Raw genomic sequence first — 25452 nt, 5'->3', positions numbered from 1 at the left:
GTCTGTATACGTTTGCTTTTTTAAGGAATAAGATGTTTTTAGCAGCTTTGGAGCTTATAGCTGTACGATAGTTGGTAAGCGATTTTTTGCTTTCGCTGCTTAAGAGGTGCTCATAGCTCTTGAGTATCTTCAAATTACGTTCGTTGTATTCCCTTAAAGTGCCTCCCAAGCTTCTGGCAAGTCGGGTGAATCTGTTTTTAAGGAGATGTGGCAGCCTACAATATTATAAATATGCTGGGGTGTTCACGGCTCGGCTTGCTGTCGTAAATTACAGTGCCATTGCAGCCACTTACAAGCAAGTAGGTTAGTCAGTCATGTGAAACGATATGGCTGTCGAATGGGTTTCTTCTAACAGTTCTTGTTCTCTGGTTGATTAGCATGATGTTTCCCCCGCTAAGCTTTGTATGAGTGCATTGTTAAAGCTGGGTTTTCCTTGGAAAAGAGGGGAATAGCCGATGGAGTTTCCGTTCTCGTCAATCAGGTGGGTTCGTGTAAAATATAACCTTGGAGTGCTTTTTTCTATGGTGGATAAACTAATTACGCTGCGCTCCAATTTATCTTCATGCCAAATGTCATTTTGATCACTAAAAGCGAAGTAATCAGCTTCGATCAGTTTATTGCGTATAAGTGACATAAACTTTTTGGAAAAGCCCTGTCGAGGGCCTTCCAATATCACAATTTTCTGCTCACCTATTTCTGTTTGGTGCTTAGGGTTTGTCTGAAAAGTCGCGTTTGTTAGCCTAATGCCGTTGTGGCAAGCGGAGGCAGACATGACAGGTCGCTACGAGCTTTCGAGTCAGCGCTGGGCATTGATTGAAGACATCGTTTCTCCTCCCCAGACCATGGGCCGTCCTCGCCGGGATGATCGACAGATGCTCAATGGTATCTTCTGGATCCTTTGCTCCGGCGCCAAATGGCGTGATCTACCCGAACGCTACGGCCCTTGGAAAACGGTCTATCAGCGTTTTCGCCAATGGCGGGACGACGGAACGTTTGAGCGCGTATTGACTCGTCTGCATCTGCGGCTTCGCCAAGATGGCTTTATCGATCTGGATACCTGGATGGTGGACTCTACGACCATTCGAGCTACCCGTGCCGCGGCAGGAGGCGGAAAAAAAGGGGCCCGGACGAACCTGTAGATCATTGCCTGGGACGCAGCCGGGGTGGGTTAGGTACCAAGATTCACCTGCTTTGCGATGCCAATGGTTATCCGCTGAGCTTTACCCTCTCGCCTGGTCAGCAGGCCGATTCGCGCAACTTTATTCCGTTACTCGATCAGGTGCGTCTTCCTGGCTCTCAGGGCAGACCACGCAAGCGTTGCCGGACAGTGATCGCGGACAAGGGCTACGATAGTGAAGGGTTGCGTCGCTATTGCGACCGCTTCGGTATGCAACCGGTGATTGCTCAGCGCACGATGCACCGCAAGCCCCGGCCAGGTCTGCCTCGCCTGTTTGATAGGCCCAAGTATCAACAGCGTAACGTGATCGAACGGCTATTCGGTTGGTTAAAGGGAAAGCGTCGGCTCTGTACTCGCTTTGACAAGCTGGCTAGCAGCTTCAAGGCCATGGTAACGCTGGCCTGTATCGAGCGATGCATGCGTGCCGACTTTTCAGACAAACCCTAATCATAAAGCTCGGCTTGATTTTTGGGGTATTCAAGCAACCGATATGCCAATGCGATTTACTTAATGCTTTGAGTGATAAGGTTTTAATGAGAGCTGACGTTCGTGCTAAAGCGGATTGTCTCTATGGACGCAGGTGTCAAAAAAACACTGCTAGTTTTCAGCCTTGGGGGCTTGCAAAGAGGTAGTGGCAGTGCGGCCTTGTGTGAAAATCAAGGCGAAGGATATTTCATGCAATTGTTGCACCATGCCCTTTCTTTTATGAGTTGCTGCTTGCTGCAACATGCAGCTTAGGTTTTTTCTGTGATGTCCCTGGACGTATCAGCGTTTGGCTGGCGATTGGTCGAAATCTTGATGGTTAGCTCACGCTTCTCAGGGTACGATTAGCGGGTAAAGGCAACTTTATGGATGAACGCTGTTCAGATTCCCTCACTAGAGATGGGAGTCGCCGTAGCTCAACCATAAACATGATCAAGGTCATACCTATGCGGTGATCTCGGTTAGCTGGTACAGCTACTCTGTAATGATGATCAACGCAACGTTCACTTATCAACGCTATGGGATCAACGTTGTTCAAGGCTCGTAACGGGGTATGCAGGCAGGCTGGTCATAACGGTACGCTGCAGGAGGCGGGCAATGCAGAACGACGCTAATGTGGTTCATTTCAAAACGCTCAGTGATGCGGCGTTGCGGATTCCTGCTGCCCTCGTTCCGGTACGCGACAAAGCTGCCCAGCGGCTCAATGCAGCGCTCCAGCAATTGTTCGATAACGCGGACGATGCGTTGTTCGAGATGGCTGACCGCGCCACCAGCAACAACGAGCAGAATCTGTTCTTCGAAGCGATGCGTGACTTGCGCCTGAAGCGCAAGACGATTGAGCGTAATTTTTTGCAGCGTTACTTTGAGCGTTTCGCGGGCCTGAATCAGGCAGACACGGCAAAAAATACTGCGCAGCTCGACGCCATTTCGTTCGAGGATCTGAGCTTGGTCCAGAATGACCAGCTCGAAGAGTCTGTCGCGCTCGATACAATGGTGACCAAAGCTGTCACCCGTAATGCGCTGGCCCTGGGCCATCTAAGTATTCGTTTCAACACTCAGTTAAGCCGAACGCTGGACGAAAACTCCAACCCGTTGGCGCCTCGTCCTTTGTGCGAAGCGTTTCTGGATGCGTGCCGTGGTTTGGGTGTTGAGATCAAGGTCAAGCTGATCATTCTCAAACTGTTCGAGCGCTTTGTGCTGAACGGTTTGGACCGTGTGTATGCCGAGGCGAATCAGCAGCTGATCGATGCAGGGATTCTCCCTCATCTCAAACTGGCGCCGCCGCGTAATACGGGGCGCAGTGCATCGGGTTATACCGGCCGCACGGCATCCACCACACCGGACAGCGAACAGGATCAGGAAGTATTCAGCGCGCTGCAGGGGCTACTTGCGCAGGTACGTCGCAGTGGTGGCGGCTCAATGGGCCTATCCGGCGGCGAGCCAGCAGGCGCGGCTGAGCTTCACCCTATTACCAGTTACGATCTAATGCGGCTGCTATCCCACTTGCAGCAGCATGTGCCTTCGCATGTCGAGAACAGTTACGACCTGCGCGGGATGCTGGATGACGCGCTGGGGCGCATCAGTGCCCGTAGCGGTCGAAAGCGGGTAGTGGGGCAGGTTGATGATGACGTTATCAATCTGGTGTCCATGCTATTCGAGTTCATTCTTGATGACCTGACGCTGCCTGACTCCTTGAAAGCCCTGATTGCCCGCCTGCAGATTCCCATGCTCAAGGTGGCGGTGCTGGATAAGGCATTCTTCAGCCGACCCAATCATCCGGCTCGTAAGCTCTTGAATGAGATTGCGGCGGCCTCGCTTGGTTGGGAAGAGCAGAATGAGCTACAGCGCGATGGGCTTTATCTAAAGATCGAGCAGATCGTTCAGCGGCTGCTCAGTGACTTTGTGGATGACCCGGATATCTTCAGCGAGCTGTTGAATGACTTCCTGGCCTATATGAGTGATGAGCGTCGCCGGAGTGAGTTGCTTGAGCAGCGCACACGGGATGCGGAAGAGGGACGTGCGCGGGCTGAGCAGGCTCGCCAGCAGGTAGAGGCCGCGCTGAATGAGCGTTTGGTTGGGCGTACGCTGCCGGAAGTAGTGGTTCGGGTGATTCGTGAAGCATGGAGTCAGGTACTCCTGTTGACATGTCTCAAGCAGGGTTATGGCTCTGCCGAATGGCTCGCCGCGCTGCAGACGATGGATGATCTGATCTGGAGTGTTGAGCCGCATGAAGATGCCGGCTCGCGGCAGAAGTTGCTGGGTATGGTGCCGGGGCTGCTCAAGGCCTTGCGTGAAGGGCTTGCCAGCGCGGCTTTCGATCCGTTCTCTACCAGTGAATTTTTCACCCAGCTTGAAGCCCTGCATGTGCAGACATTCCAGCAGGCTAAGCGCGTCGAGCACGGTGCGGCGGCGGTAGCCCATGAGCCGCTGGCAGCGATGGTTGAGGTGGCTGATGAGATCGTGCTTCAGCCGGTTCAGGCCAAGCCTGCCGAGACAGAGTTCAAGCCGGATGAGGAGTCGCTCAGAACGATTGACGCTATCCATGTGGGTAGCTGGATTGAGCTGACCGAGGCCGATGATCACAAGGTCCGTTGCAAGCTGGCGGCGGTTATCAAGTCTGCCGGACGTTATATTTTTGTAAATCGCGCAGGCATGAAGGTGATGGAAAAGTCACGTGAAAGCCTGGCTGTCGACTTGAGTCATGGAAAGCTGCGTATTCTGGACGATGCCCTGTTGTTTGATCGAGCGCTGGAGTCCGTCATCGGAAATCTCCGCACGCTCAAACGCACCTGATCCCTTCCGCTTATTCAAAACACCGATCATGGGGCCACTCGAATCGGTGTTCTTGGTCCTTCTGCCGCTCTGGTTTACATTAAGCGCTCACAGGAGTTCTTATGTCCCCAGATTTTCAGGCGGGGTGGTGGGCTCACGCTCAGCGTTGCCCATCACCCAACTACAATGAGCGTCCCGTGGGAGAGCAGGTCTCGCTGCTGGTTATCCACAACATCAGTTTGCCGCCCGGCCAGTTTGGGACGGGAAAGGTCCAGCCTTTCTTTCAAAACACGCTGGACTGCAGTGAACATCCCTTTTTTCAGGAAATAGCCTCGTTAAGGGTGTCAGCCCATTTTCTAATTGAACGTACAGGCGCTGTGACGCAGTTTGTGTCCTGTGATGATCGTGCCTGGCACGCTGGCGTATCCTGCTTTGCGGGCAGGGAAGGTTGTAATGATTTTTCGATAGGGATTGAGCTGGAAGGTACCGATACCGAGCCTTATACGCAGGCGCAATACCATGTGCTTGAGCAACTGACGCGCAATGTGCTTCGGCATTACCCAGCCATAACACCTGACCGTATTTGCGGGCATAGTGATATTGCACCAGACCGCAAGACCGATCCTGGGCCTGCCTTCGATTGGGACCGGTATCGGGCATTTTTGACAGGGGAGGGTAAATGACCTTTCTGAGCTTATTGCTTGTGTTGGGCGTTGTATGGACAACCCACTGGCGGTTGCGGCTGCAGCGTGACGGCTGGTGGCGCGCGCTGTTGGCTGAGGTGGAGCTGCATGTAGGGCGTCATAGCTCAATCGCGCTGATCGTTGTGATAGGTATTCCCCTGCTGATATTGGCTCTGGTGCTCGCGGTATTAACGCCGGTTGCCTATGGCTGGCTGCTGTTGCCCGTGCATGTGCTCGTGCTGTTGTACAGCCTGGGCCGGCATGACCCCAGGCAGGCATTGGCAGGTTTCAGGGATTCCTGGCGGCGGGGTGATCTAGAGGCCGCAGCCTTGCGTGCAGAGCAGGACTTGGGCCTTCAAGCGGAAACGCCGGATGGGCTCTTGGCGCATGTGCAAGAGCAGCTGCTATGGCGAGGCCACGAGGGCTTCTTTGCCGTGATTTTCTGGTACGTTGTGCTGGGACCGCTCATGGCGTTGGCTTATCGGCTGGTTGCGCTGACGGCTGCCCATGCGTGTAGCCCTGCCTTGCGCGCCCATGCAGAACAGCTGTGCCATGCCTTTGATTGGCTGCCGGCACGCTTGCTCACTGCCAGCTTTGCGCTAGTCGGTGATTTTCTTTGCGCCAGCCGCGCAACGTTATCCGAGTGGTTGAACTGGGATATTCCCACTCCCAAGCTGCTGGCTGATGCCGGTCGCGCTGCGGCTGATTTGCCTGTGGCTCTGGATGCCGAGGCGGGTGTTCACAGTCTTGATACGTTGTGGCAGTTGCTCGTCAGAGCTGCTGTGCTCTGGTACGTCTTGTTGGCGCTCTGGACGGTGGTGGGACGCTAGTCTTCTAAAGCGTGTCAGGGTCCCACCCAAAGACGGCACATGCATTGGTTGTACTGGCCTGGGCAAGCGCTTCGGAGGTCACGCCGAACAGCTCGGCCAGTGCCGCGCAGATATCAGGCAGATGGGTAGGGCTGTTACGGATGCCTGGGTACATGGCCGGGGCCATGTCAGGGGCGTCGGTTTCCAAAACGATGCCGTCCAGCGGCAGCCGCGGCACGACCTTTCTTAGTCGATTGGCTTGCGGCCATGTCGGCGCGCCGCCTAAGCCCAGCTTGAATCCTAGTTTCAGGTACTCCCGTGCTTCTTCGTAGCTGCCCGCAAAAGCGTGGACAACGCCCGCTCTGGGCGGCTTGTAGCGTTTTAGCGTGGCGATGACATCGGCATGGGTTTTTCTGACGTGCAGCAGGCTCGGTAGTTCGTATTCGATAGCCAGTTTGAGGTGTGATTCGAAAAGCGTCTGCTGGCGTGCCTTGTCGGGCTGCTCGATATAGTAATCCAGTCCGAATTCACCCAGTGCGCAAAGCTTGGGATGACCAGCCCATTGATCCAGCCATGCCCTGAGCGTGTCGATGTCGCTCTCCTTGTGCACGTCCAGATAGCAGGGATGCAGGGCCAGGGCCGCGTAGAGCGGTTCATGGGCCAGCGCGGTGGACCATAACTGCGACCATAGGGATTCTTCGACACCAATCAGCACCTGACGCCGTACGCCTAGCGATGCGCACTGGTGCAGGAGTGCCTCCCGATCATCATCGAAGCCGGGAAAGTCCAGGTGGTTATGGGTATCGATCAACATGGTAGGGGCCAGCTAGTCCTTGTGACGAGTCTTGAGCTGCCGGGGGATGGCATGAACACCGGGCTCGTAATGGTGGGATTCGATGGCGTCCAGCATGAGGTTCAGGGCCTGCTCTGCAATGAGTTCGTGCTGCTGATAGAGTCCGTTGACCTTGATGGGAACGAAGTCGAGCAGCTGGGCGTCGCCAAAGGTGGCGAGACGCAGATGGGAAGGCCAGCCTTCAGCCTGCTGTTGGAAAACATCGAAAACGCCTTCCAGCAGCACGTATGCCGTCGTAATGATCGCATCAGGCATATGGCCCAGCTCGCTCATCAGGTCCAGCATCAGGTCGCGTCCGCAGGTGCGGCTGAACTGCTCGCCATAGCGAATCAGCTTCTTGCCGTTGAAGTCCTGCAGGGCCGATTCGAAACCTGCGGCGCGCTCACGGCTGATGACAAGGTCCGGGCGGGCCGCGATCAGAGCTATTTCTCGAGGCGGCGTATCCAGCAGGGTCTTCGTCAGAAGAGAGCTGGCGGTCCGGTCGTCACTGACGACAGAGCAGAACTGGCTGGGATCGAGCTGACGGTCCACGGCTACTACAGGCAATCCCTCTGCCTGCAGGCGGCGATAGGGCGTATCGTCATCGGCCAGACAGCTGGCGGTGATAAGGCCATCGCAGCGGCGTGCGCGAAACAGCGAGAGCAATTGCCGTTCGGTATCGGGTTCATCGTCGGTACAGGCAATGAGCAGTTGATAGCCCCGCAGCCGGGCTCTGATTTCCAGCTGCTTGGCCAGCCGTGCATAGCTGGGGTTTTCCAGGTCAGGCAGGATGAACCCAAGCGTCAGGGTCTGGCCGCGACGCAAGCCAGCGGCGCGCTGGTCTGGCTGGTAGCCGTATTGTTCGACCACTTGCTGTACGCGCGTGACGGTGGCTGGACTGATGCGCCGCTGGTCGGCTTTTCCGTTGATGACGTAGCTGGCCGTGGTCACGGAGACGCCTGCCAGTCGAGCTATATCACTGAGCTTCAAAACGATTCCTCTTGTGGCCGTGCGGTCTGGAACGCCTTTCTTGCTTATATGACCGCAATACCTTGCCTTTCATTGACGATAATCCATTTTCGAAAACAGACGGTCCGGTATCTAACGCAATGGGCTGGCCTTTATTGTGTGTAGTGCTTCAAGGATCAACGATTATCGAGTAACGTGCCACTCTGTTTTGGTGAAACGTTTCAGCACAATAGTGTCTTATCGCTGTTAGGTCTGTATCGCCCGATGTCGATGATTCAACATGCGATTAGGCTAAAACAATCATTACAAGAAAGGCACGGTGCTCTTCGGTCGCTCGTAGTGCCATGGAGGATTTGAATGTTCGAACTCGATGCGCAGCATATTCGCATGGGACAACAGGCCGCTGACAAGGATAGCGCGCTTGCCCTACTGGGTGAGGCCCTTGTCGCGGATGGGCTTGTGGCTCCCGGCTATATCGATGGTTTGCGTGCTCGCGAAGCCCAGGGTTCTACCTACCTTGGACAGGGTATTGCCATTCCCCATGGTACTCCTCAGACCCGTGACCATGTGTTTACAACGGGCGTACGAATCATGCAATTCCCCGATGGTGTAAGTTGGGGTGAAGGGCAGACCGCTTATCTGGCCATTGCAATTGCCGCCAAATCTGATGAACACCTTCGAATTCTCCAGTTATTGACGCGTGCACTGGGTGAAAAGTCGCTGGACGAGGCGATTCGCCGTGCCGAAAGCGCCGAGGCGATTGTTCAATTGCTGCATGGCGCCCCGCAAGAGCTTGAGCTGGATGACCAGCTGGTGCGTCTGCACGTGGAGGCTGATGATCTTGAAGACTTAGCGTGGGAAGGGGCACGTCTTCTGAAGAAGACACAATGCGTTGAGGCGGGATTTGCCGGTGCGCTACAAACGGGCGTCCCTCTGCCACTAGGAGAAGGGCTTTGGTGGCTGCACAGCGACCATGCCGTAAGCCGTCCTGGTCTTGCGTTTGTGACACCCGCAGCGCCGGTGACGTTGGAGGGGCAGCCAGTCAAGGGCTTGTTCTGTCTGGCCAGCCTTGGTGAGGCTCACCGTGATTTGCTGGAGCGCCTGTGTGACTTGCTGATCGCTGGCCGTGCCCAGGAGCTTAGCCAGGCAACCTCCAGCCGGGCGGTGCTCGAAGCGCTGGGCGGTGAGGTAGCACCGGACTGGCCCTGTGCGAGTGTGGTGCTGGCTAATGCCCATGGCTTGCATGCGCGTCCGGCCAAGGAGCTGGCGCGTGTGGCGAAGGCTTCAACCGGTGAGGTTCGGGTCAGGGTGGATGGCGGAACGGCCGTTTCGGCCAAGAGCTTGTCTCGCCTGCTGGCATTGGGTGCGCGCCGTGGTCAGGTGCTGGAGTTTCTGGCTGAGCCGGGAACCGATGCCGAAGCGCTGCTGGGGGATCTTGTCGCGGCGGTCGAGGCCGGGTTGGGTGAAGAGGTTGAGCCCATTAGCGCCAATACTCAACCGACGCACGCGGCCGTGCCGGTTGAAACCAATATTCTGGCGCGAGCAGAGGACACGGCGCCGCTAGCCTCAGGCGATACCTTCAAGGCCATTGCTGCGGCACCGGGGCTAGCCGTTGGGCCAGCCTATGTCGTGGCTCAGCAGCATTTCGACTTTCCTGCCGAGGGTGAGGGGGCTGCCGCTGAAACCGAGCGCCTCGAAGCGGCACTGGCGGCAGTCAGAACGGAAATCGATGCCCTGATCAGCCGTAGCGAGGCGGGCGCTATTCGCGACATCTTCCTGACCCATCTGGAGATGCTTGATGATCCGGATCTGCGTGAGGGCGTACAGACGCGCCTCAAGCGCAATGCCAGCGCCGCAGCGGCCTGGAATGCACAGATCGAGGAGGCGGCCGCTCAGCAGGAGTCATTGAAGGATGCGCTCCTGGCCGAACGTGCGGCTGATCTGCGTGATGTAGGCCGCCGTGTTCTGGGGCATCTGTGTGGGGTTGGCTCCGCCAGTGAACCAAGCGAGCCCTATGTGCTGGTCATGGATGAGGTCGGGCCTGGTGATGTGGCGCGTCTGGACCGTGACAGGGTCGCCGGTATCCTGACGGCACGTGGGGGTGCCAGCTCTCACAGCGCCATTGTTTCCCGCGCCTTGGGTATTCCTGCGATTGTAGGCGCTGGCCCGCGCGTACTGAACCTTGCACCTCAGACCATTCTGCTGCTGGATGGCGATCATGGCTTTGTCGAGGTCGGGCCGGATGCCGCACGCATCGAGCAGGTTCGTGTAGAGCGCGAGGTGCGGGAGCATCGTCGACAGGAGGCTGAAGCCAAGCGGTTTGAGCCTGCGGTCACCCGCGACGGGCACCGCATTGAGGTGGCTGCGAACCTGGGCAACACGGCGGATGCCCCGGCGGTAGTCGAACAGGGCGCAGAGGCCGTTGGCCTGCTGCGTACCGAGCTGGTATTCATGAGCCATGATTCAGCACCTGATGAGCAGGCGCAGGAAAAGGATTACCGACGCGTACTGGATGCGCTGGATGGACGACCGCTGGTGGTGCGTACGCTGGATGTGGGAGGCGACAAGCCGTTGCCTTATATGCCGATTCCAGCCGAAGAGAACCCGTTCCTGGGTATTCGCGGTATACGCCTGACCCTACGTTGCCCGGAGGTGCTGGAAACCCAGCTGCGCGCCTTGCTTCGTGCGGCCGAGGGGCGTCCGCTCAGAATCATGTTTCCGATGGTGGGACGGGTTGAGGAGTGGCGTCAGGCGCGAGACATCCTCAATCGTCTGCGGCAGGAGATTCCGGCGGTCAATCTGCAGGTAGGCATCATGATCGAAGTACCTTCGGCAGCCCTGTTGGCACCGGTGCTGGCGCAGGAAGTGGATTTCTTCAGCGTCGGAACGAATGACCTGACCCAATACGCCTTGGCGATCGACCGCGGTCATCCCTTGCTGTCCGGCGAGGCTGATGGTTTGCATCCCAGCGTGCTGCGCCTGATCGATATGACGGTCCAGGCCGCCCATGCACATGGCAAGTGGGTAGGCGTGTGCGGAGAGTTGGCCGCCGATCCGCTGGCGGTTCCGCTTTTGATGGGGCTGGGTGTGGATGAACTCAGCGTTTCAGCGCGCAGCATTCCGCTGGTCAAGGCGCGGGTGCGTGAACTGGATTTCGTGGCTGCACAAGCCTGTGCCCAGCGAGCACTGGCGCTGGCGACAGCAGATGAAGTGCGCGCCAGTGTGGAGGCCATGCAATGAGCCGTGTTTTGACCGTTACCTTGAATCCCGCGCTGGATCTGACGGTGCGACTGCCCGAACTGCATCCGGGAGAAGTAAACCGTAGTGAAGCGGTTGTCATGCACGCGGCAGGCAAGGGACTGAATGTGGCTCAGGTCCTGGCAGACCTGGGGCATTCGCTGACCGTAACCGGCTTTCTGGGCGCTGATAACGCCAAGCCGTTCGAAGCCTTGTTTGCCGAGCGTGGCTTCAAGGATGCCTTTGTGCGGGTAGAGGGCGAGACCCGCAGTAACATCAAGCTGGCCGAAACCTCAGGCCGCATTACGGACATCAATGGACCGGGACCGCACGTTACCGAGACTGCCCAGGCTCAGTTGCTGCGCACCCTGGACGACGTAGCACCGGGACACGATCTGGCCGTTGTGGCCGGCAGTCTGCCACGCGGCATCGGTGCCGACTGGCTTGCCGAGCTGGTTCAACGGCTGAAAGCCCTAGGCTTGCGGGTGGCACTGGATACCAGTGGCGCCGCGCTGCGTGCCGGGCTCAAGGCTGGGCCGTGGCTGGTCAAGCCTAATACCGAGGAGCTGTCCGACGCCTGTTCGGCACCTGCCGATACTGCCGAGCAGCAGGCTACGCTGGCCGCTCAGCTGGCCGCTCAGGGTGTTGAGCACATAGTGATCTCTCAGGGCAGCGAGGGTGTTCGGTGGTTTGCGCCAGGTCGCGTACTGCAGGCCGTTCCGCCCAGGGTGCAGGTGGCCAGCACCGTAGGGGCCGGCGACTCGCTTCTGGCCGGTATGGCGCACGGGTTGCTCACTGGACTTGAGCCGCAGGACGCGCTACGCAACGCCACAGCCATTGCTGCCATGGCCGTCACTCAAATCGGCTTTGGCATTGATGATCCTGCCCGTTTGGCAGAGTTGGCGAACGGCGTCAGTGTTCACGTCATGACAGAACAATAAGCAGGGATAACTCATGAATATCGCAATCGTTACGACCTGCCCGACGGGCATGGTTACCAGTGTGCTCAGTGCACGATTGCTGGATGCTGCCGCACAGCGCCGTGGCTGGCAGACCAGCGTTGAAATCCACGACGGCCCCGAAGCTACGCTGCTGACGGATGATCAGATCGCTCGGTCTGAATTGATTGTCGTTGTGCATACCGGTGCGGTAGACCTTCGCCGCTTCGCGGGCAAGCGCGTTTACCGTGCAACACCGGCGGAAGCCCTGCGGGACGTCGATGCTTTTTTGCAGCGTGCCGAGCGTGAGGCCAAGGTGTACGAAGCCAGCGCCGAGCCTGAAGCTGTCAGCGCAGCCGCTACGCCCGCCAAGCAGCCCCGTCTGGTGGCGATCACGGCCTGCCCAACCGGCGTTGCGCATACGTTCATGGCGGCTGAGGCATTGATTCAGACCGCCAAGAAGCTGGGCTATAAGCTGGATCTGGAAACCCAGGGGTCAGTGGGCGCACGCAACCCTCTCAGTGCCGAGGCGATCGCGGAGGCCGATGCGGTTCTGCTGGCAACTGACATCGAGGTCAATACGGATCGCTTCGTGGGTAAGAAGGTTTTCCGTTGCGGTACTGGTGTTGCCCTCAAGCAGCCTGAAGCTACGCTCAAGCGTGCATTAGCTGAGGGTGAGATCCTGGGAGGTGCGGTGGCTGCTTCGTCTTCCGGACAAGCCAAGGCCGGTGCGAAAAAGGAAAAGACCGGAGTCTACAAGCACCTGCTGACGGGCGTGTCCTACATGCTGCCTATGGTAGTCGCCGGAGGCCTGTTGATTGCCCTGTCGTTTGTCTTTGGGATCGAGGCGTTCAAGGAGCAGGGCACGCTGGCGGCTGCATTGATGCAGATCGGTGGCGAAGCCGCGTTCAAGCTCATGGTGCCGGTGCTGGCCGGTTACATTGCATACTCCATTGCCGACCGGCCGGGCCTTGCGCCGGGAATGATCGGTGGGTTGCTGGCCAGTAATCTGGGCGCGGGCTTTATCGGCGGTATCGTGGCAGGCTTTCTGGCCGGTTATGTGGCGAAGGCGATCGCTCGTTGGGTGAAGCTGCCGGCCAGCGTGGAGGCCCTCAAGCCTATTCTGATCATTCCGCTGTTGGCGAGCCTGATTACCGGCCTCGTGATGATCTATGTTGTGGGAACGCCGGTTGCCCAGGCATTGACCGCGCTGACGGGCTTTCTGGAAAACATGGGGACGTCTAATGCCGTTCTGCTGGGTGTCATTCTGGGTGCCATGATGTGTGTGGATCTGGGTGGGCCGATCAACAAGGCGGCGTATGCCTTTACCGTAGGGTTATTGGCATCCAAGACCTATGGTCCGATGGCGGCTACGATGGCGGCCGGTATGGTGCCTGCGATCGGTATGGGGCTTGCTACCGTTCTGGCGCGCCGCAAGTTTGCCCAGAGCGAGCGTGAAGCGGGCAAGGCGGCCTTTGTCCTGGGGTTGTGTTTCATTTCCGAAGGGGCAATTCCCTTTGCAGCGAAAGACCCGCTGCGTGTGATCCCCGCGAGCATCGCGGGCGGCGCATTGACCGGTGCGCTCGTCATGCTGTTCAGCTGCAAGTTGATGGCACCCCATGGCGGTCTTTTCGTACTCCTGATTCCCAACGCCATCAATCACGCCTGGCTATACCTGGCGGCCATTGCGGCGGGCAGTATCTTGACCGGTGTGGTGTACGCTGTGATCAAGCGGGGGGAGGTACAGGAAGAACTGGTACCTGCGGCATGATAAAAAAGGGCTCTCAGGAGCCCTTTTTAATGCGTTGGCGACTTGTCTGATACTGCCGGATCAGGCCAACTGAACGACATATTTGCGTGTCCGCACGGCAGCTTTCAGATCCTTTAACGCGTTGGGCAGCTGTTTGAAGGGAACAACCTCAAGAGTAGGCATGGCCAATCGATTGTTCTTGATCTGATCCATCAGCTCGGCTCCTGCGGTGGTCAGCTCCATCCAGTCCAGGACGGTGCCATGCTGGTGGATCGAGGCGAGGGCTTCCTCATGGTAAGAGATCGCCGTTGTGAAGGCAGGCAAGGGCGGCTGCTCAATCCGGTCCTGAATGCAGACCAGATGGCCATTAAGGCCCAGAAGACCGGCCAGCGAGGCGGCATGCTGGCCGGAGATTGTGTCAAAGGCAGCATAGAATTTACGGCCTTGTAGCTTTTCGAGTAACAGATCCCGCCAGTTTTCCTGGTGGTAATCCACGACCTCGGTCACGCCACGTGACAGCAGCTTTTCGCGGTGCTGCTCCCCTGCGGTTACCCAGACGCGCCAGCCTTTTTGCAACGCCAGTTGTGCCACCAGCGATCCGACCGAGCCCCCGGCGCCGGTCACGAGCACATCCTTGTTGGTTGCATCCGGTACCTTCATGACCGACTGCCAGGCGGTCAGGGTAGGGCAGGGGAAGGCGGCGGCAGCAGTGTCACTAAGGCCGTCCGGCACCGGCATCACCATGTGGGCGGCGATCTTGATATGCGTGGCATAGCTGCCGGCGTAGTAGAGGTTCTGGTGATAGGCGACCCGCGTTCCGATACGCAGGTGCACGTCGCGACCGGCCGCGATTACGACGCCCATGCCGTCCACGCCTGGAATATGGCCCGGCTTCCAGACCTTTTCGGCCTGCGCAATGAATTTCCAGTCGACAGGGTTGATGCCGATGACCTTGTTGGCGATCAGGATTTCATTAGGCGCCAGATCCTCGCTAATGGCATGGGTTTCCAGTACCAGATCCGTAGGCTCGTTACCGTGGCGCCAGGTCCAGGCGTGTACATCTAGCATAGAGGTCTCCTGTTGAGGGGCATGTTTCTTCCTTTATGGGGATCCGTAACGACACCTAAAAGCCCGGCAGAAAAGAAACATGAGCAGGAACAGCGGATGCGAAGCAGGAAACGAATAGTGGTGCAGGAACTGGCTACCTCGTATCGTCGTCAGTAACCAGTCCTGACTACGGAGGTTTAGGGGGCTTTCATGAACGCTCGGAGACGCTCCTGGCGATCCCCTTCACGCCGGCCCTGCCATATCAACTGCCAATGCGCCTCGTCTACCTTGATCGGGTGATGCTGCTGGTCGAGCAGCATCTGAATCTCACATTGAGCCTGCTCCGGCGTGGCGACCATGACCGGCTTTATGCCTGTGTAGTAATGCAGCATCGAGCGTTCGGATTCACCCATGTTGACTGTGTTCAGACAATCGAATTGTGCCGGAAGCGATTGCTCGAGTGCCTCGAACGGTCGTGCATAGCTGCGCCCTAGGTCCACCCAGGGAAGCCAAAGTGTATTGGCCAGTCCCCAGAACAGCGTAATGCCGGCAAACCAGACGTGTGCAGCCTCCAGGCGCTTGCGCCAGGCGATAGTGATCAACCACAGGCCGGTCAGTAGCAGCGCTGCAACAAACCAGGCAGGGCTGGGTGACAGTTTGATTTCTACTGGAACCAGCCGGCGAAGGCCGGAGACGATCAGGCTCGTATGGCCACTCTGGATGGCCCACCAGCCAAACCACAGGTATCCGCCCATTACGCTGAACAGTATGATCGCAAACAGACGGCCGGCGCGGTTGAAGCGCTCGGGCAGTGGCAAGCCGGCTACCAGGAGGGCAAGTGCCGGAAACAGCGGAAGCACGTAAACACTGCGAAAGACCGCCGAGGTCATGATAACAAACAGAAAAACTGCAACGTAAAGCCAGACCATAAAGCGGCCCGAGTCCTCACGCAGCGCGATCCAGTCAGCCTTGAGGCGCTGTTGGCGCAGGCTGCGCCAGAGTCCGGCTGCGAAGGCGCCTAATAGCACCCATCCTACGGGAAAGGACAGACCCAGTAGTTCTTTGAGGTTGCTGCCCGCCCCATCACTGATGCTATTGCGTTGGGAAAGGCCAAAGAAGCGGCCGAAATTATTGACCCAGAACCACTCCAGAAATAGTGTTTCATCGGTCTTCCATAGCAGGGCCGGCCAGATAAGCAGCCAGGGCGACGCCGCGAGGAGTGCCCAGCCCAGCCAGGCAAAGCCGGGGCGCGTAAAGTAGCGGCGCGGCTGAAGCAGGACGGCAGCGCAAACAGTAACGCCCAGCACACCCGGTATCAGCAGACCTTTGCTCATCAGGGCAATGCCAAAACCTGTTCCGAAGAGCAGTCCGTCGCGGCGGTAGCGTGTCGGCTCCAGGGAAAAGCCTACAAGCCCTGCCAGTGCGAGCATGGCGCCTGTCAATTGCGGTATATCGGCAATCAATAGATGGGCATGCTGAACCATACCCATCGTTCCCAGCAGCAACAGGCAGGCGACCAGTCCTCTGCCGGGACTGAGGCGCTCGGTCAGGCGATACAACGTCCAGAGTGTAAGCAGCATCCATCCCAGAACGGCCATGCGTGAGCCGTCGGGAGGCGAGAGCCAGGGAAGGAAAAGGTAGGCCGTGATTGCCCCTGTCCAATACATCAGGGGCGGTTTTTCCATGAAGGGATCTGCGCCTACCCGGGGTACGATCCAGTCGCTGCTGGTCAGAAAATTCCAGGTCATGCCAAACGAGTAGGGTTCGTCGGCTTTCCAGAGTCCACGACCGATCAGGCCTGTCACCAGATAGAAGGCCAGCAGCAGCCCGCACCAGATGAAAAATTTCATCTTGGGCGAGAGTGGGCGGGAGGCTCCCTGACTCATGAAGCCTCCCGTTGGCCGGCCGTATTCGAATAGGTAGCGGTCAGGCTGGCGCGGCGAACAGATTGGCCGCGGCCGATGGCGTAATACTGAATGCCACGACGCTCCAGGCGTGCAGGATCGTACAGGTTACGGCCATCAAAAATCAGTGGCTCCCTGAGCTTGTCCTGGATAAGGTCGAAATCGGGCGCCTTGAACATTTGCCATTCGGTGCAGATGACCAGGGCGTCCGCACCGTTCAGCGCAGCCTCAGGTGTGCCCATCAGCAATAGACGCTCATCGTGCCCATACAGTCTCTGCGCTTCCTGCATGGCCTCAGGGTCGAACGCGCGCACCTGCGCGCCATGCGCCCACAGGGCTTCCAGCAGAATGCGACTGGGTGCGTCCCGCATATCGTCCGTATTGGGTTTGAATGCCAAACCCCAGATGGCAAAGGTTCTGCCTTCCAGGTTTCCTTTGAAATGATCGTGGATCAGGTTGAACAGCTTGTTTTTCTGCTGTTCGTTAACTTCCTCGACAGCACGAAGAAGGCTGGTCTGGCAGTTCTCCTGCTCGGCGGTGTGGATCAGAGCCTTCAGGTCCTTGGGGAAGCACGAGCCACCGTAGCCGCAGCCCGGATAGATGAAGTGATAACCGATGCGTGGATCTGCTCCGATGCCTCTGCGAACCGACTCGATGTCTGCTCCCAAATGCTCGGCCAGTTCGGCGATCTGGTTGATAAAGCTGATTTTAGTCGCCAGCATGCCGTTAGCCGCATATTTGGTCAGTTCGGAACTGCGGCGGTCCATGAACAGGATACGATCATGGTTGCGGTTGAAGGGGGCATAGAGCTCCCGCATGACGTCGCGGCTGTCTTCCCGTTCGGTACCGATGACAATACGGTCCGGGCGACGGCAATCGGTTACAGCAGCGCCTTCCTTGAGAAACTCGGGGTTGGATACCACATCGAAGTCCAGTGTCTTGCCCATCTCGTCCAGTGTGCTCTGGATCAGTGCCGTGAGGCGATCGCCAGTGCCTATGGGTACTGTGGATTTTTCCACGATCACCACAGGCTGCGTACGGTGACGGGCAATGGTCTGGGCGACGGCAAAGACGCCTGCAAGGTCGGCCGAGCCGTCCTCCAGGGGCGGGGTGCCGACGGCGATGAACTGTACACGGCCATGCTGGACCGCGCGGGCGGCATCATGGGTAAAGCGCAGGCGGCCCGCTTCCATGTTTTCCCGAACGAGCCCTTCCAGGCCAGGTTCGTACAAACTGACCACGCCCTGCTCAAGCAGCTCGATTTTGTGTCGGTCAATGTCCATGCACAGAACATCATGACCGACTTCAGCCAGCACGGCGGCCTGAACGAGGCCTACATAGCCAATACCGAACACACTGATTTTCACTTACAACTCCTCTTGCGCCAGCGGACGCGAGTCATCCGGGCGTCTTGAATGAATAGCGAATACGCCCAGCATGACGAGGGCGATACCGACCGATTTGAGCCAGGTGATGGATTCACCGAAAACCACCACGGCGGCGATATAAACGAGGGGGTAGCTGAGGCTGAGCAGCGCGTAGGCCCGTCCCAACGGCAATACCGACAGGGCAGCAACCCAACAGAGCATCGAAAGTCCGTAGCAGGCGATACCGGCAAGCAGTCCGGCCAGCGCCCCGACGTGCTGTCTGAGCAGCTCAGGAGAGGCCATGGCCTCTGTCAGTGAAGGAAGAGCCGCCATGCTACCGCGCATCGAGAGCTGGGCGAGGCTCACCAGGCATACGCTGGCCAGCGCCAGCAGAAGTCCGCGATGCTGATTCATCGTTGTGTACTCAGCAGCACAATGCCCACCATGATGAGGACGATACCCAGCCAGTGACGGCCATCGATGTGCTCGTGGAAAAGTCGATGTGCCGCCAGAGTGATCCAGACAAAGTTCAGGCTGAGCATGGGGTAGGCCATGCCGACTTCGAGCTGCTGCAGAACCAGCAGCCAGAGCAGCAGGCCGGTACCCAGGCTGGCCAGCCCAAACATCAGCCAGGGTGAGGTCAGCTTGCGCCACAGGCTGACGGACCGCCCGCGCCAGCGTTCCACGGCGACTTTCTGGGCGACCTGCCCAAGACCGCTCAGCAGGCTGACCACCAACACCAGGGCGAAGGTCATGCCTGCACGCCCAGCCAGCCTTCGCGGCCTGCCAGAGCGCCCCGGGTAACCGTACCCAGGGGAAGGCGGGAGGGGTCAGAAGGCAGGCATTCCCCAAGCGGCTTGAACTGAACATTCAGCCGTTTTGCCAGTGCCAGCAGGCGCTGAAACTGGTCGGCCAGGGCTATCCCCTCTACTTCCGCATGGGCGGTATAGATGTTCAGGTCGGCCGGCATGATGTGTTGCATCAGGTAGCTGTTAAAGCCTGCAGCCGACAGGTTTGGGCCAATCGCTTCGTCGTACGTCGGCAGGGTGACCGGAATCTGCGGCGTTCCGGCAACACCATTGGCGAGCTCAGGACGAAACAATGAGTGGCCTCGGCAGTCGCTGTTGTAACGAAAACCAAAGGCCTCTTTGGCTTCGATAACCCGCTCATCCGCCCGCCAGCCGGCAGCGGCGGAGCAGGTTACGGGTTGACCCAGGATGTCACTGAGCGTGTCTACGCCATAACGGATCTGCCGGGTCAGCTGGTCCATGCTCCAGCGCCCAGCGTTAGCCTGCCAGCCATGGTGGTCCCAGGCATGCAGGCCCACCTCATGGCCTGCCGCCTGAGTCTGTCGCATCAGATGACCCAGGTGCTGGCCGATGGGCTTGCCTGGCCATGCCGTGCCCGCCAGGAGAATGTCCCAGCCATACAGACTGGCTGCATTGGAGCGCAGCATCTTCCACAGGAACTGCGGCCGGATGAGGCGCCAGAGATGGCGCCCCATGTTGTCCGGCCCGACCGAAAAGAAGAACGTCGCCTTGACCTGAGCTTCATCCAACAGCTCAAGCAGACGTGGAATACCCTCACGTGTGCCACGAAAGGTATCCACGTCGATCCGCAATCCCACCTCGATCATTACGCCTCGTCCACCTGGCTGTTCAATGCTTCGCGCAGGAAGAAGTCCAGGGTCTTGCCGATGGTTTCGCTCATCTCGATGGTGGGCTGCCAGTCCAGGAGCTTGCGGGCATTGGCAATGCTGGGCTTGCGATGGGAGACGTCCTGATAGCCTTCGCCATAAAACGACCGGCTCTCCACCTCGCGGAAGCCTGCGAACGGTGGGAAGTTGTGGCGCAGAGGGTGCGCTTCGAACTGAGCCAGAAGGGTTTCGGCTAGTTCGCGAATGCTAGCTTCGTTGTCTGGGTTACCAATGTTGATGATCTGCTGGTCGCTGCGACCACCCTTGTTTTCGATAATACGGAACAGGGCTTCGATGCCATCATCCACGTCGGTAAAGCAGCGTTTCTGCGCACCTCCGTCCACCAGCTTGATCGGCGTGCCTTCCACCAGGTTTAGGATCAGCTGAGTGATGGCACGGGAGCTGCCGATTCGAGCAGAGTCCAGGCGATCCAGGCGCGGACCCATCCAGTTGAAGGGACGGAACAGGGTGAATCTGAGGCCATCCTGCTTGCCGTGGGCCCAGATCACGCGGTCCAACAGCTGCTTGGAAACGGAGTAGATCCAGCGCTGCTTGTTGATCGGGCCAACGATCAGGCGAGACTGGTCTTCGTCGAACTCCGGGTCGTCGCACATGCCATAGACTTCGGATGTGGACGGGAAGATGACGCGCTTGTTGTACTTCACGCAGTAGCGGACGATCTTGAGGTTTTCCTCAAAGTCCAGCTCGAATACACGCAGCGGGTTACGGGTGTATTCAATCGGCGTAGCGATGGCCACGAGTGGCAGGATCACGTCGCACTTCTTGATGTGGTACTCGATCCATTCGGTATGGATACTGATGTCGCCTTCCACAAAGTGGAAGTTAGGATCGCCCTTCAAACGGTCGATAGCGTCGGAGCCAATGTCCAGACCGTAGACTTCATAGTTGCCGTCCCGCAGCAGGCGTTCAGACAGGTGATTACCAATGAAGCCATTCACGCCAAGGATCAGTACACGCGTGCGACGCTTGGCCTTGAAGGCATCGCTGCGGCGCAGGCGAAGCCCTTCGACCAGTCCCATCTCCCGTGCCAGCTGCGGCCCGGACAGATAAAGCCCGGCGTCACCTTGCTGGCCCGCTTTAATCTCCAGTACGCCGTCACCGCAGGCGATACGCAGTGGATCAAGACTTACGACGGCGCCAGGTTTCTGGTCGTGACGGGTGTCTACGGCCTGGGCTTGCCAGACAATAAGCTTTCGATCGCCTACAAAGCTGAAAGCGCCCGGATAGGGCTGGGTTACCGCGCGGACGAGGTTGTAAAGCTCGCTGGCTGGGCGTGTCCAGTCCAGCTCGCCGTCGGCAGGTGTACGGCGACCAAAGTAGGAGGCCTTGCTGTCGTCTTGCGTAACTTCCTGCACATCACCGTGAGCCAGGCGCGGGAGGATTTCGACCAGGAGCTGGCTTGATGCTTCGCGGAGCTTGGCATGCAGGGTATGCGTCGTATCGTCCTGTGTAATCGCTACCCTGGACTGACTGACGATCGGGCCGGCATCGGGACGACGCTCCATGCGGTGCAGAGTGACGCCGGTTTCGGTCTCGCCATTGACCAATACCCAGTTCGCAGGCGCACGACCCCGATAACGAGGCAGCAGGGAGCCATGCAGGTTATAGGCGCCTTTTCTGGCCGTAGCGAGAATGTCCTCGCTCAGCAGGTGACGGTAGTAGAAAGAGAAAATGAATCCCGGCTCAAGCTGACGGATGCGTTCGATCCAGAGCGGGTGGTTAACATCTTCCGGGGCATGCACCGGAATACCGTGGCGAGCACACAGTTGGGCTACGGAAGCAAAGAAGCGGTTTTCGTTCGGATCATCGGCATGGGTAAACACGGCCGCGATTTCATACTGGGCCGCGATCAGCGCTTCGATTCCGGCGCATCCAATATCGTGATAGGCAAATACAACAGTCTTGGTCATGGGTAATCAGCTTGCAGAAGGAATGGAATCGAGCGAGGCTGGCGCAGGGGAGCAGGAGGCTTCACCCCGGACAACCTGCTCAACGAAGTAGCGAGGGCGGGCACGGACGTCGTGATACATGCGGCCCAGGTATTCACCCAGTAGCCCCACGCCTACGAACTGGGCGCCGGTAAAGATGAACAGGATGGCGAAAAGGACAAACACGCCGTCGGCAGCCCAGTCGGCCCCCAGCAGCAGGCGTAGCACCAGAAGCAGCATCCCGAAGCAGATACCGGCCAGTGCCATGGCGCCACCCACGATGCTCAGCAGCCGCAATGGCGTTGTGGTCATGCAGGTCACGAGATCAAACATGAGGTTGATCAGGCGCATGGGGGTGTATTTCGACTCACCGTATTCGCGCTCGGCATGTCCCACATTGATTTCAGTGGTATGGCGGGCGAAGCTGTTAGCCAGGATGGGAATAAACGTGCTGCGCTCATGGCAGGCCAGCATGGCCTCGATGATGCTGTGGCGATACGCCCGCAGCATGCAGCCATAATCGCTCATGGCTACGCCCGTAGAACGTTGCACAGCAAGGTTGATCAGCCTGGATGGCAGGCGGCGGAATGCGGAGTCCTGACGATTTTCGCGTACAGTACCGACCACATCGAACCCCAGAGCGGCTTGCTCGACGAGACGCGGAATTTCCTCCGGCGGGTTTTGCAGGTCGGCATCAAGGGTAATGACCAGGTCGCCAATACACTGCTCGAAGCCCGCCATGATGGCGGCGTGCTGGCCGTAGTTGCGGTTGAGGATGACCGCTACCACATGACTGTCTTCGGCTTCGGCAGCTGCCTGGATAATGCTGGCCGAGCTGTCACGGCTGCCGTCATCAATCAATACGATTTCATAATCGCGGCCCAGTTTCTGGCAGGCGGCATCGGTTCTCAGCAGGAGTTCGGGCAGGCTGGCTTCTTCATTGAAGACCGGAATGACCACGGACACGCGACTGATCGGATAAGGCTTCACAAGGCTGCCTCCAGTGTGGAGCGAATGGCAGTGACGACACGCTCGAGCTCCTCGGCGGTCATGTCAGGAAACAGCGGTATCGAGCACAGTCGAGCCGAATTCCACTCGGTGTTTGGCAGGCTTACCTCTGGAAAGCGGTCCCGGTAATAACGCTGCAGGTGCGTTCCTATGAAATGAATACCGGTGCCGATATGGTTTGCCTACAAGGTCTGCATGAAGACATCGCGATTCAGACCACATTGCGCCGGATCGACGCGTACAATGAAAAGATGCCAGGCGTGGTCCTGAGGGTAGCTCGGAAGGCTCAGCGGCTGAATGGGAAGGCCGTTCAGGCGCTCCAGGTACATTTCGGCCAGCTGTTTGCGCTTGGCGTTAATCTCGTCGATGCGATCCAGCTGGACGAGTGCAATGGCTGCGTTGATATCGGTCAGGTTGTACTTGAAGCCCGGTTCGATGACCTGTGCCTGAGGCTTTCGGCCGTGGGTCATACGGTCATAGGCATCGACGCCCAAGCCGTGAAACTTCAATGTGCGGATGCGGTTAGCCAATGCTTCGTCATCCGTCACGAACAGACCACCTTCGGCACATGTCAGATTCTTGATGGCATGAAAGGAGAAGATGGCGGAGTTCCGAGCGCCAATCAGGCGGCCCCGATAGCGTGTACCTATTGCGTGGGCTGCGTCCTCGATGACGGGAATGCCATGGCGCTCGGCCAGTGCGTAGAGCGGATCCAGGTCAAAGGCTGCACCGGCGTAATGAACCGGAATGATCGCTTTCGTTCGGGGCGTGATGGCGGCTTCGATACGCGCTGCATCGGTCATCAAGGTATCGCGATCGATGTCCACGAACACAGGAGTTGCGCCCAGCAGGCAGATCAGGTTTGCGGTAGATACCCAGGTCTGGGAGGGCGTGATGACCTCATCGCCTGGACCAATACCCAGGGCTATCAATGCCAAGTGCATACCTGCCGTTGCCGAAGAGAGTGCGACGGCATGGTGGCAGCCCAGATACTCGCAGAAGCGCTGCTCCAACTCCTGATTTTGAGGGCCGGTGGTGATCCAGCCGGAGCGGAGCACGGCATTGACGGCCGCAATTTCCTCATCGCCTATGCTTGGACGTGAGAAAGGAAGAAAGGCAGTTGACATGTCTGTATCCCGTAACGGTCATGACACTACCTGCGCCATGCACATACATCGCGCTCAGGTAGAAACCGCCAAATTTTGGGATGACAAGCTTGCGTGGCTTTGCAGGTTATATGGAGAAATGATGGAGACCACGGATGACAGGGCTTGTGGAATGCTTAAACCCACCGGTCTTCAGGCCGTCGAACCACCCAACGTATCCTTAAATACTTTGTTACAATTGCTGGGCCAACCTATTTTATGTGCTTATGAGCGACTCGAGCGATCCTACTGCCCCTGACCACAGGGAAACATCTACACACCGCGCTGCGGCATCTCAAGCACCCCAACAGCGCCATCAACGGTTTCGCTCCATTCGGCAACGCCTGGCGTTCTGGGTCGGCGCGCTGCTGGTGGGTTTACTGGCGCTGGCTTTTGCGTGGCTGGCTGATCATGCCTTTCAGCTCTTTCAGCGTCTGTTGAATCACAGCCACTTATGGCCGTGGTTAGTGACACCAGCTGGATTTGCCCTGTTGGTCTGGCTGACACAGGGGTGGCTGCGTAATGCCAGGGGAAGCGGCATTCCACAAGTGATTGCAGCGCTGGAAAAGCCCTCTGGTCAGTTCAGGGCAGCGGTGTTGGCCTGGCCGATCGCGCTCGCAAAGATGATGCTGACACTGTTTGCCCTGCTAGTGGGTGCCTCGGTTGGCCGCGAGGGGCCGACCGTACATTTGGGCGCCTCGGTACTGTATGGCTTTGGTCGGCGGCTGGGCCTGTATGAGCGAAAGACGGTTTCCGGCCTGATCCTCGCCGGTGGTGCTGCGGGCATTGCCGCCGCGTTCAACACACCGCTCGCGGGCGTAGTATTTGCCATTGAGGAGTTGAGTCATACCTTTGAACAGCGCTTCAGCGGTCTGGTACTGACGGCTGTGGTGATTGGCGGTATGGTCACGCTGGGCCTGGTTGGACCGTATACCTATTTTGGCGTTATCAGCGCCAGTTTGCCCTGGGGCGATGCCTGGATAGCGGTGGTCATATGCGGGCTGGCAGGCGGCTTGTTGGGCGGCGGTTATGCTCGGCTGGTCATTCCAACATCCCACGGCTGGCTTGGAAGGTTGGGCGCTATCCGCTCACGCTTCCCGGTTCGGTTTGCCGCCGTCTGTGGATTGCTGGTCGCCTGTCTAGGCGCACTGTCAGGACAGCATGTCTTTGGTACCGGCTACGAGGAAACACGTGCCATTCTGGAAGGGCACCCTATAACCGATCAGGACTTTCTCATCTGGAAATTTCTGGCCAACGTGGTTTCTTATTTGGCGGGCATTCCCGGCGGGCTCTTTTCGCCTTCGCTCACGGTAGGCGCCAGCTTTGCGCCCTGGCTGGTCGATTGGCTGCCTGATGTCACCCTGCAGACCGGTGCGCTTCTGGGCATGGCGGCCTACCTCACGGGCGTTACCCGTACACCGCTCACCTCGACTGTCATTACCTTGGAGCTGGCCCACAGCCCCGACATGGCGATCCCTGTGCTGGCGACGTGCCTGCTGGCGAATGGTGTGTCCGGCTGGCTTTCGCCCACCTCGCTTTATCATGCGTTGGCTCAACAAATCCTGCATGCGGTGGAGCCTGAAGCGTCGAAGCCTACCAAGTGTGATTGAGATCACGCCGTAACAGCTGTTCTTCAGACTGTCACAGGGTTGTCAGGCGTTTTCGCTAAACCCATTCGCTCCAATA

19 protein-coding genes and 1 pseudogene are annotated in these 25452 nt (G+C 58.2%); 8 read left to right on the top strand and 12 right to left on the bottom strand.

The window, feature by feature from the left end; genetic code table 11:
• Nucleotides 1–373 precede the first annotated feature (373 nt).
• Complete coding sequence (locus JQR86_RS15085) at nucleotides 374–772, bottom strand: hypothetical protein (protein ID WP_407362917.1); 399 nt, start codon at nucleotides 770–772, stop codon at nucleotides 374–376.
• Here JQR86_RS15085 and JQR86_RS15080 point away from each other — a divergent pair.
• From JQR86_RS15080 to ampE, 4 genes are all read left to right on the top strand, one after another.
• A protein-coding gene (locus tag JQR86_RS15080; protein WP_434153827.1) for an IS5 family transposase occupies nucleotides 771–1624 on the top strand; the annotation gives its coding sequence in 2 pieces (ribosomal slippage) (nucleotides 771–1119 and nucleotides 1119–1624; 855 coding nt in all). The genes JQR86_RS15085 and JQR86_RS15080 overlap by 2 nt on opposite strands.
• Before the next feature lie 633 nt (nucleotides 1625–2257).
• Nucleotides 2258–4453 (top strand): DUF1631 domain-containing protein, encoded by a 2196-nt coding sequence (locus tag JQR86_RS15075; RefSeq protein WP_407362918.1) that lies wholly within the window; start codon nucleotides 2258–2260, stop codon nucleotides 4451–4453.
• Between the two features lie 101 nt (nucleotides 4454–4554).
• The gene (ampD, locus tag JQR86_RS15070) at nucleotides 4555–5115 is read left to right on the top strand and encodes a 1,6-anhydro-N-acetylmuramyl-L-alanine amidase AmpD (RefSeq protein ID WP_407362919.1); all 561 of its coding nucleotides are present in this window, start codon (nucleotides 4555–4557) and stop codon (nucleotides 5113–5115) included.
• Nucleotides 5112–5945: a regulatory signaling modulator protein AmpE gene (gene ampE / locus JQR86_RS15065; protein WP_407362920.1), complete on the top strand. Its 834-nt coding sequence runs from the start codon at nucleotides 5112–5114 to the stop codon at nucleotides 5943–5945. The genes ampD and ampE overlap by 4 nt, the downstream gene beginning before the upstream one ends.
• Nucleotides 5946–5949: 4 nt before the next feature.
• Here ampE and JQR86_RS15060 read toward each other — a convergent pair whose 3' ends face one another.
• Entirely contained in the window at nucleotides 5950–6738 is a 789-nt protein-coding gene (locus tag JQR86_RS15060; RefSeq protein WP_434153825.1) for a TatD family hydrolase, read from the bottom strand.
• Between the two features lie 12 nt (nucleotides 6739–6750).
• On the bottom strand, nucleotides 6751–7746 hold the full coding sequence (gene cra, locus JQR86_RS15055) for a catabolite repressor/activator (protein ID WP_019366296.1): 996 nt from the start codon (nucleotides 7744–7746) through the stop codon (nucleotides 6751–6753).
• 336 nt (nucleotides 7747–8082) lie between these two features.
• Between cra and ptsP the strand changes: the two genes are divergently transcribed.
• The 3 genes from ptsP to JQR86_RS15040 are packed head-to-tail and all read left to right on the top strand — an operon-like array spanning nucleotide 8083 to nucleotide 13671.
• Nucleotides 8083–10965: a phosphoenolpyruvate--protein phosphotransferase gene (gene ptsP, locus JQR86_RS15050; protein WP_434153824.1), complete on the top strand. Its 2883-nt coding sequence runs from the start codon at nucleotides 8083–8085 to the stop codon at nucleotides 10963–10965.
• The gene (pfkB, locus tag JQR86_RS15045; protein ID WP_010797216.1) at nucleotides 10962–11903 is read left to right on the top strand and encodes a 1-phosphofructokinase; all 942 of its coding nucleotides are present in this window, start codon (nucleotides 10962–10964) and stop codon (nucleotides 11901–11903) included. The genes ptsP and pfkB overlap by 4 nt, the downstream gene beginning before the upstream one ends.
• A gap of 13 nt (nucleotides 11904–11916) precedes the next feature.
• Nucleotides 11917–13671, top strand: coding sequence for a PTS fructose-like transporter subunit IIB (locus tag JQR86_RS15040; RefSeq protein WP_407362923.1), 1755 nt, complete (start codon nucleotides 11917–11919; stop codon nucleotides 13669–13671).
• A gap of 60 nt (nucleotides 13672–13731) precedes the next feature.
• Here the strand turns inward: JQR86_RS15040 and JQR86_RS15035 are convergent, their stop codons facing one another.
• The 9 genes and pseudogenes from JQR86_RS15035 to arnB form a co-directional block, all read right to left on the bottom strand.
• Nucleotides 13732–14718, bottom strand: coding sequence for a zinc-binding dehydrogenase (locus JQR86_RS15035; RefSeq protein ID WP_407362924.1), 987 nt, complete (start codon nucleotides 14716–14718; stop codon nucleotides 13732–13734).
• 176 nt (nucleotides 14719–14894) lie between these two features.
• A complete protein-coding gene (locus JQR86_RS15030; RefSeq protein WP_434153823.1) occupies nucleotides 14895–16583 on the bottom strand; it encodes an ArnT family glycosyltransferase in 1689 nt (562 codons plus the stop codon).
• Entirely contained in the window at nucleotides 16580–17968 is a 1389-nt protein-coding gene (locus tag JQR86_RS15025; protein ID WP_434153821.1) for a UDP-glucose dehydrogenase family protein, read from the bottom strand. The genes JQR86_RS15030 and JQR86_RS15025 overlap by 4 nt, the downstream gene beginning before the upstream one ends.
• The gene (arnF, locus tag JQR86_RS15020) at nucleotides 17969–18382 is read right to left on the bottom strand and encodes a 4-amino-4-deoxy-L-arabinose-phosphoundecaprenol flippase subunit ArnF (RefSeq protein ID WP_074822776.1); all 414 of its coding nucleotides are present in this window, start codon (nucleotides 18380–18382) and stop codon (nucleotides 17969–17971) included. It abuts the gene before it with no gap.
• Entirely contained in the window at nucleotides 18379–18723 is a 345-nt protein-coding gene (arnE, locus tag JQR86_RS15015; RefSeq protein ID WP_074822769.1) for a 4-amino-4-deoxy-L-arabinose-phosphoundecaprenol flippase subunit ArnE, read from the bottom strand. The genes arnF and arnE overlap by 4 nt, the downstream gene beginning before the upstream one ends.
• On the bottom strand, nucleotides 18720–19601 hold the full coding sequence (gene arnD / locus JQR86_RS15010) for a 4-deoxy-4-formamido-L-arabinose-phosphoundecaprenol deformylase (protein ID WP_434154931.1): 882 nt from the start codon (nucleotides 19599–19601) through the stop codon (nucleotides 18720–18722). Before arnD ends, arnE begins: the two co-directional genes overlap by 4 nt.
• A 2-nt stretch (nucleotides 19602–19603) precedes the next feature.
• A complete protein-coding gene (gene arnA / locus JQR86_RS15005; protein ID WP_434153820.1) occupies nucleotides 19604–21595 on the bottom strand; it encodes a bifunctional UDP-4-amino-4-deoxy-L-arabinose formyltransferase/UDP-glucuronic acid oxidase ArnA in 1992 nt (663 codons plus the stop codon).
• A gap of 6 nt (nucleotides 21596–21601) precedes the next feature.
• Entirely contained in the window at nucleotides 21602–22603 is a 1002-nt protein-coding gene (gene arnC, locus JQR86_RS15000; RefSeq protein WP_434153819.1) for an undecaprenyl-phosphate 4-deoxy-4-formamido-L-arabinose transferase, read from the bottom strand.
• Nucleotides 22600–23748 (bottom strand): annotated as a pseudogene (arnB, locus tag JQR86_RS14995) (UDP-4-amino-4-deoxy-L-arabinose aminotransferase). Before arnB ends, arnC begins: the two are co-directional and overlap by 4 nt.
• A 245-nt stretch (nucleotides 23749–23993) precedes the next feature.
• Here arnB and JQR86_RS14990 point away from each other — a divergent pair.
• A complete protein-coding gene (locus tag JQR86_RS14990) occupies nucleotides 23994–25376 on the top strand; it encodes a chloride channel protein (protein ID WP_434153818.1) in 1383 nt (460 codons plus the stop codon).
• Nucleotides 25377–25452 lie beyond the last annotated feature (76 nt).

Source organism: Pseudomonas sp. JZ134, from assembly GCF_051027695.1.
Lineage (GTDB): Bacteria > Pseudomonadota > Gammaproteobacteria > Pseudomonadales > Pseudomonadaceae > Chryseomonas > Chryseomonas luteola.
This window is presented reverse-complemented; position numbering and strand designations above follow the sequence as displayed.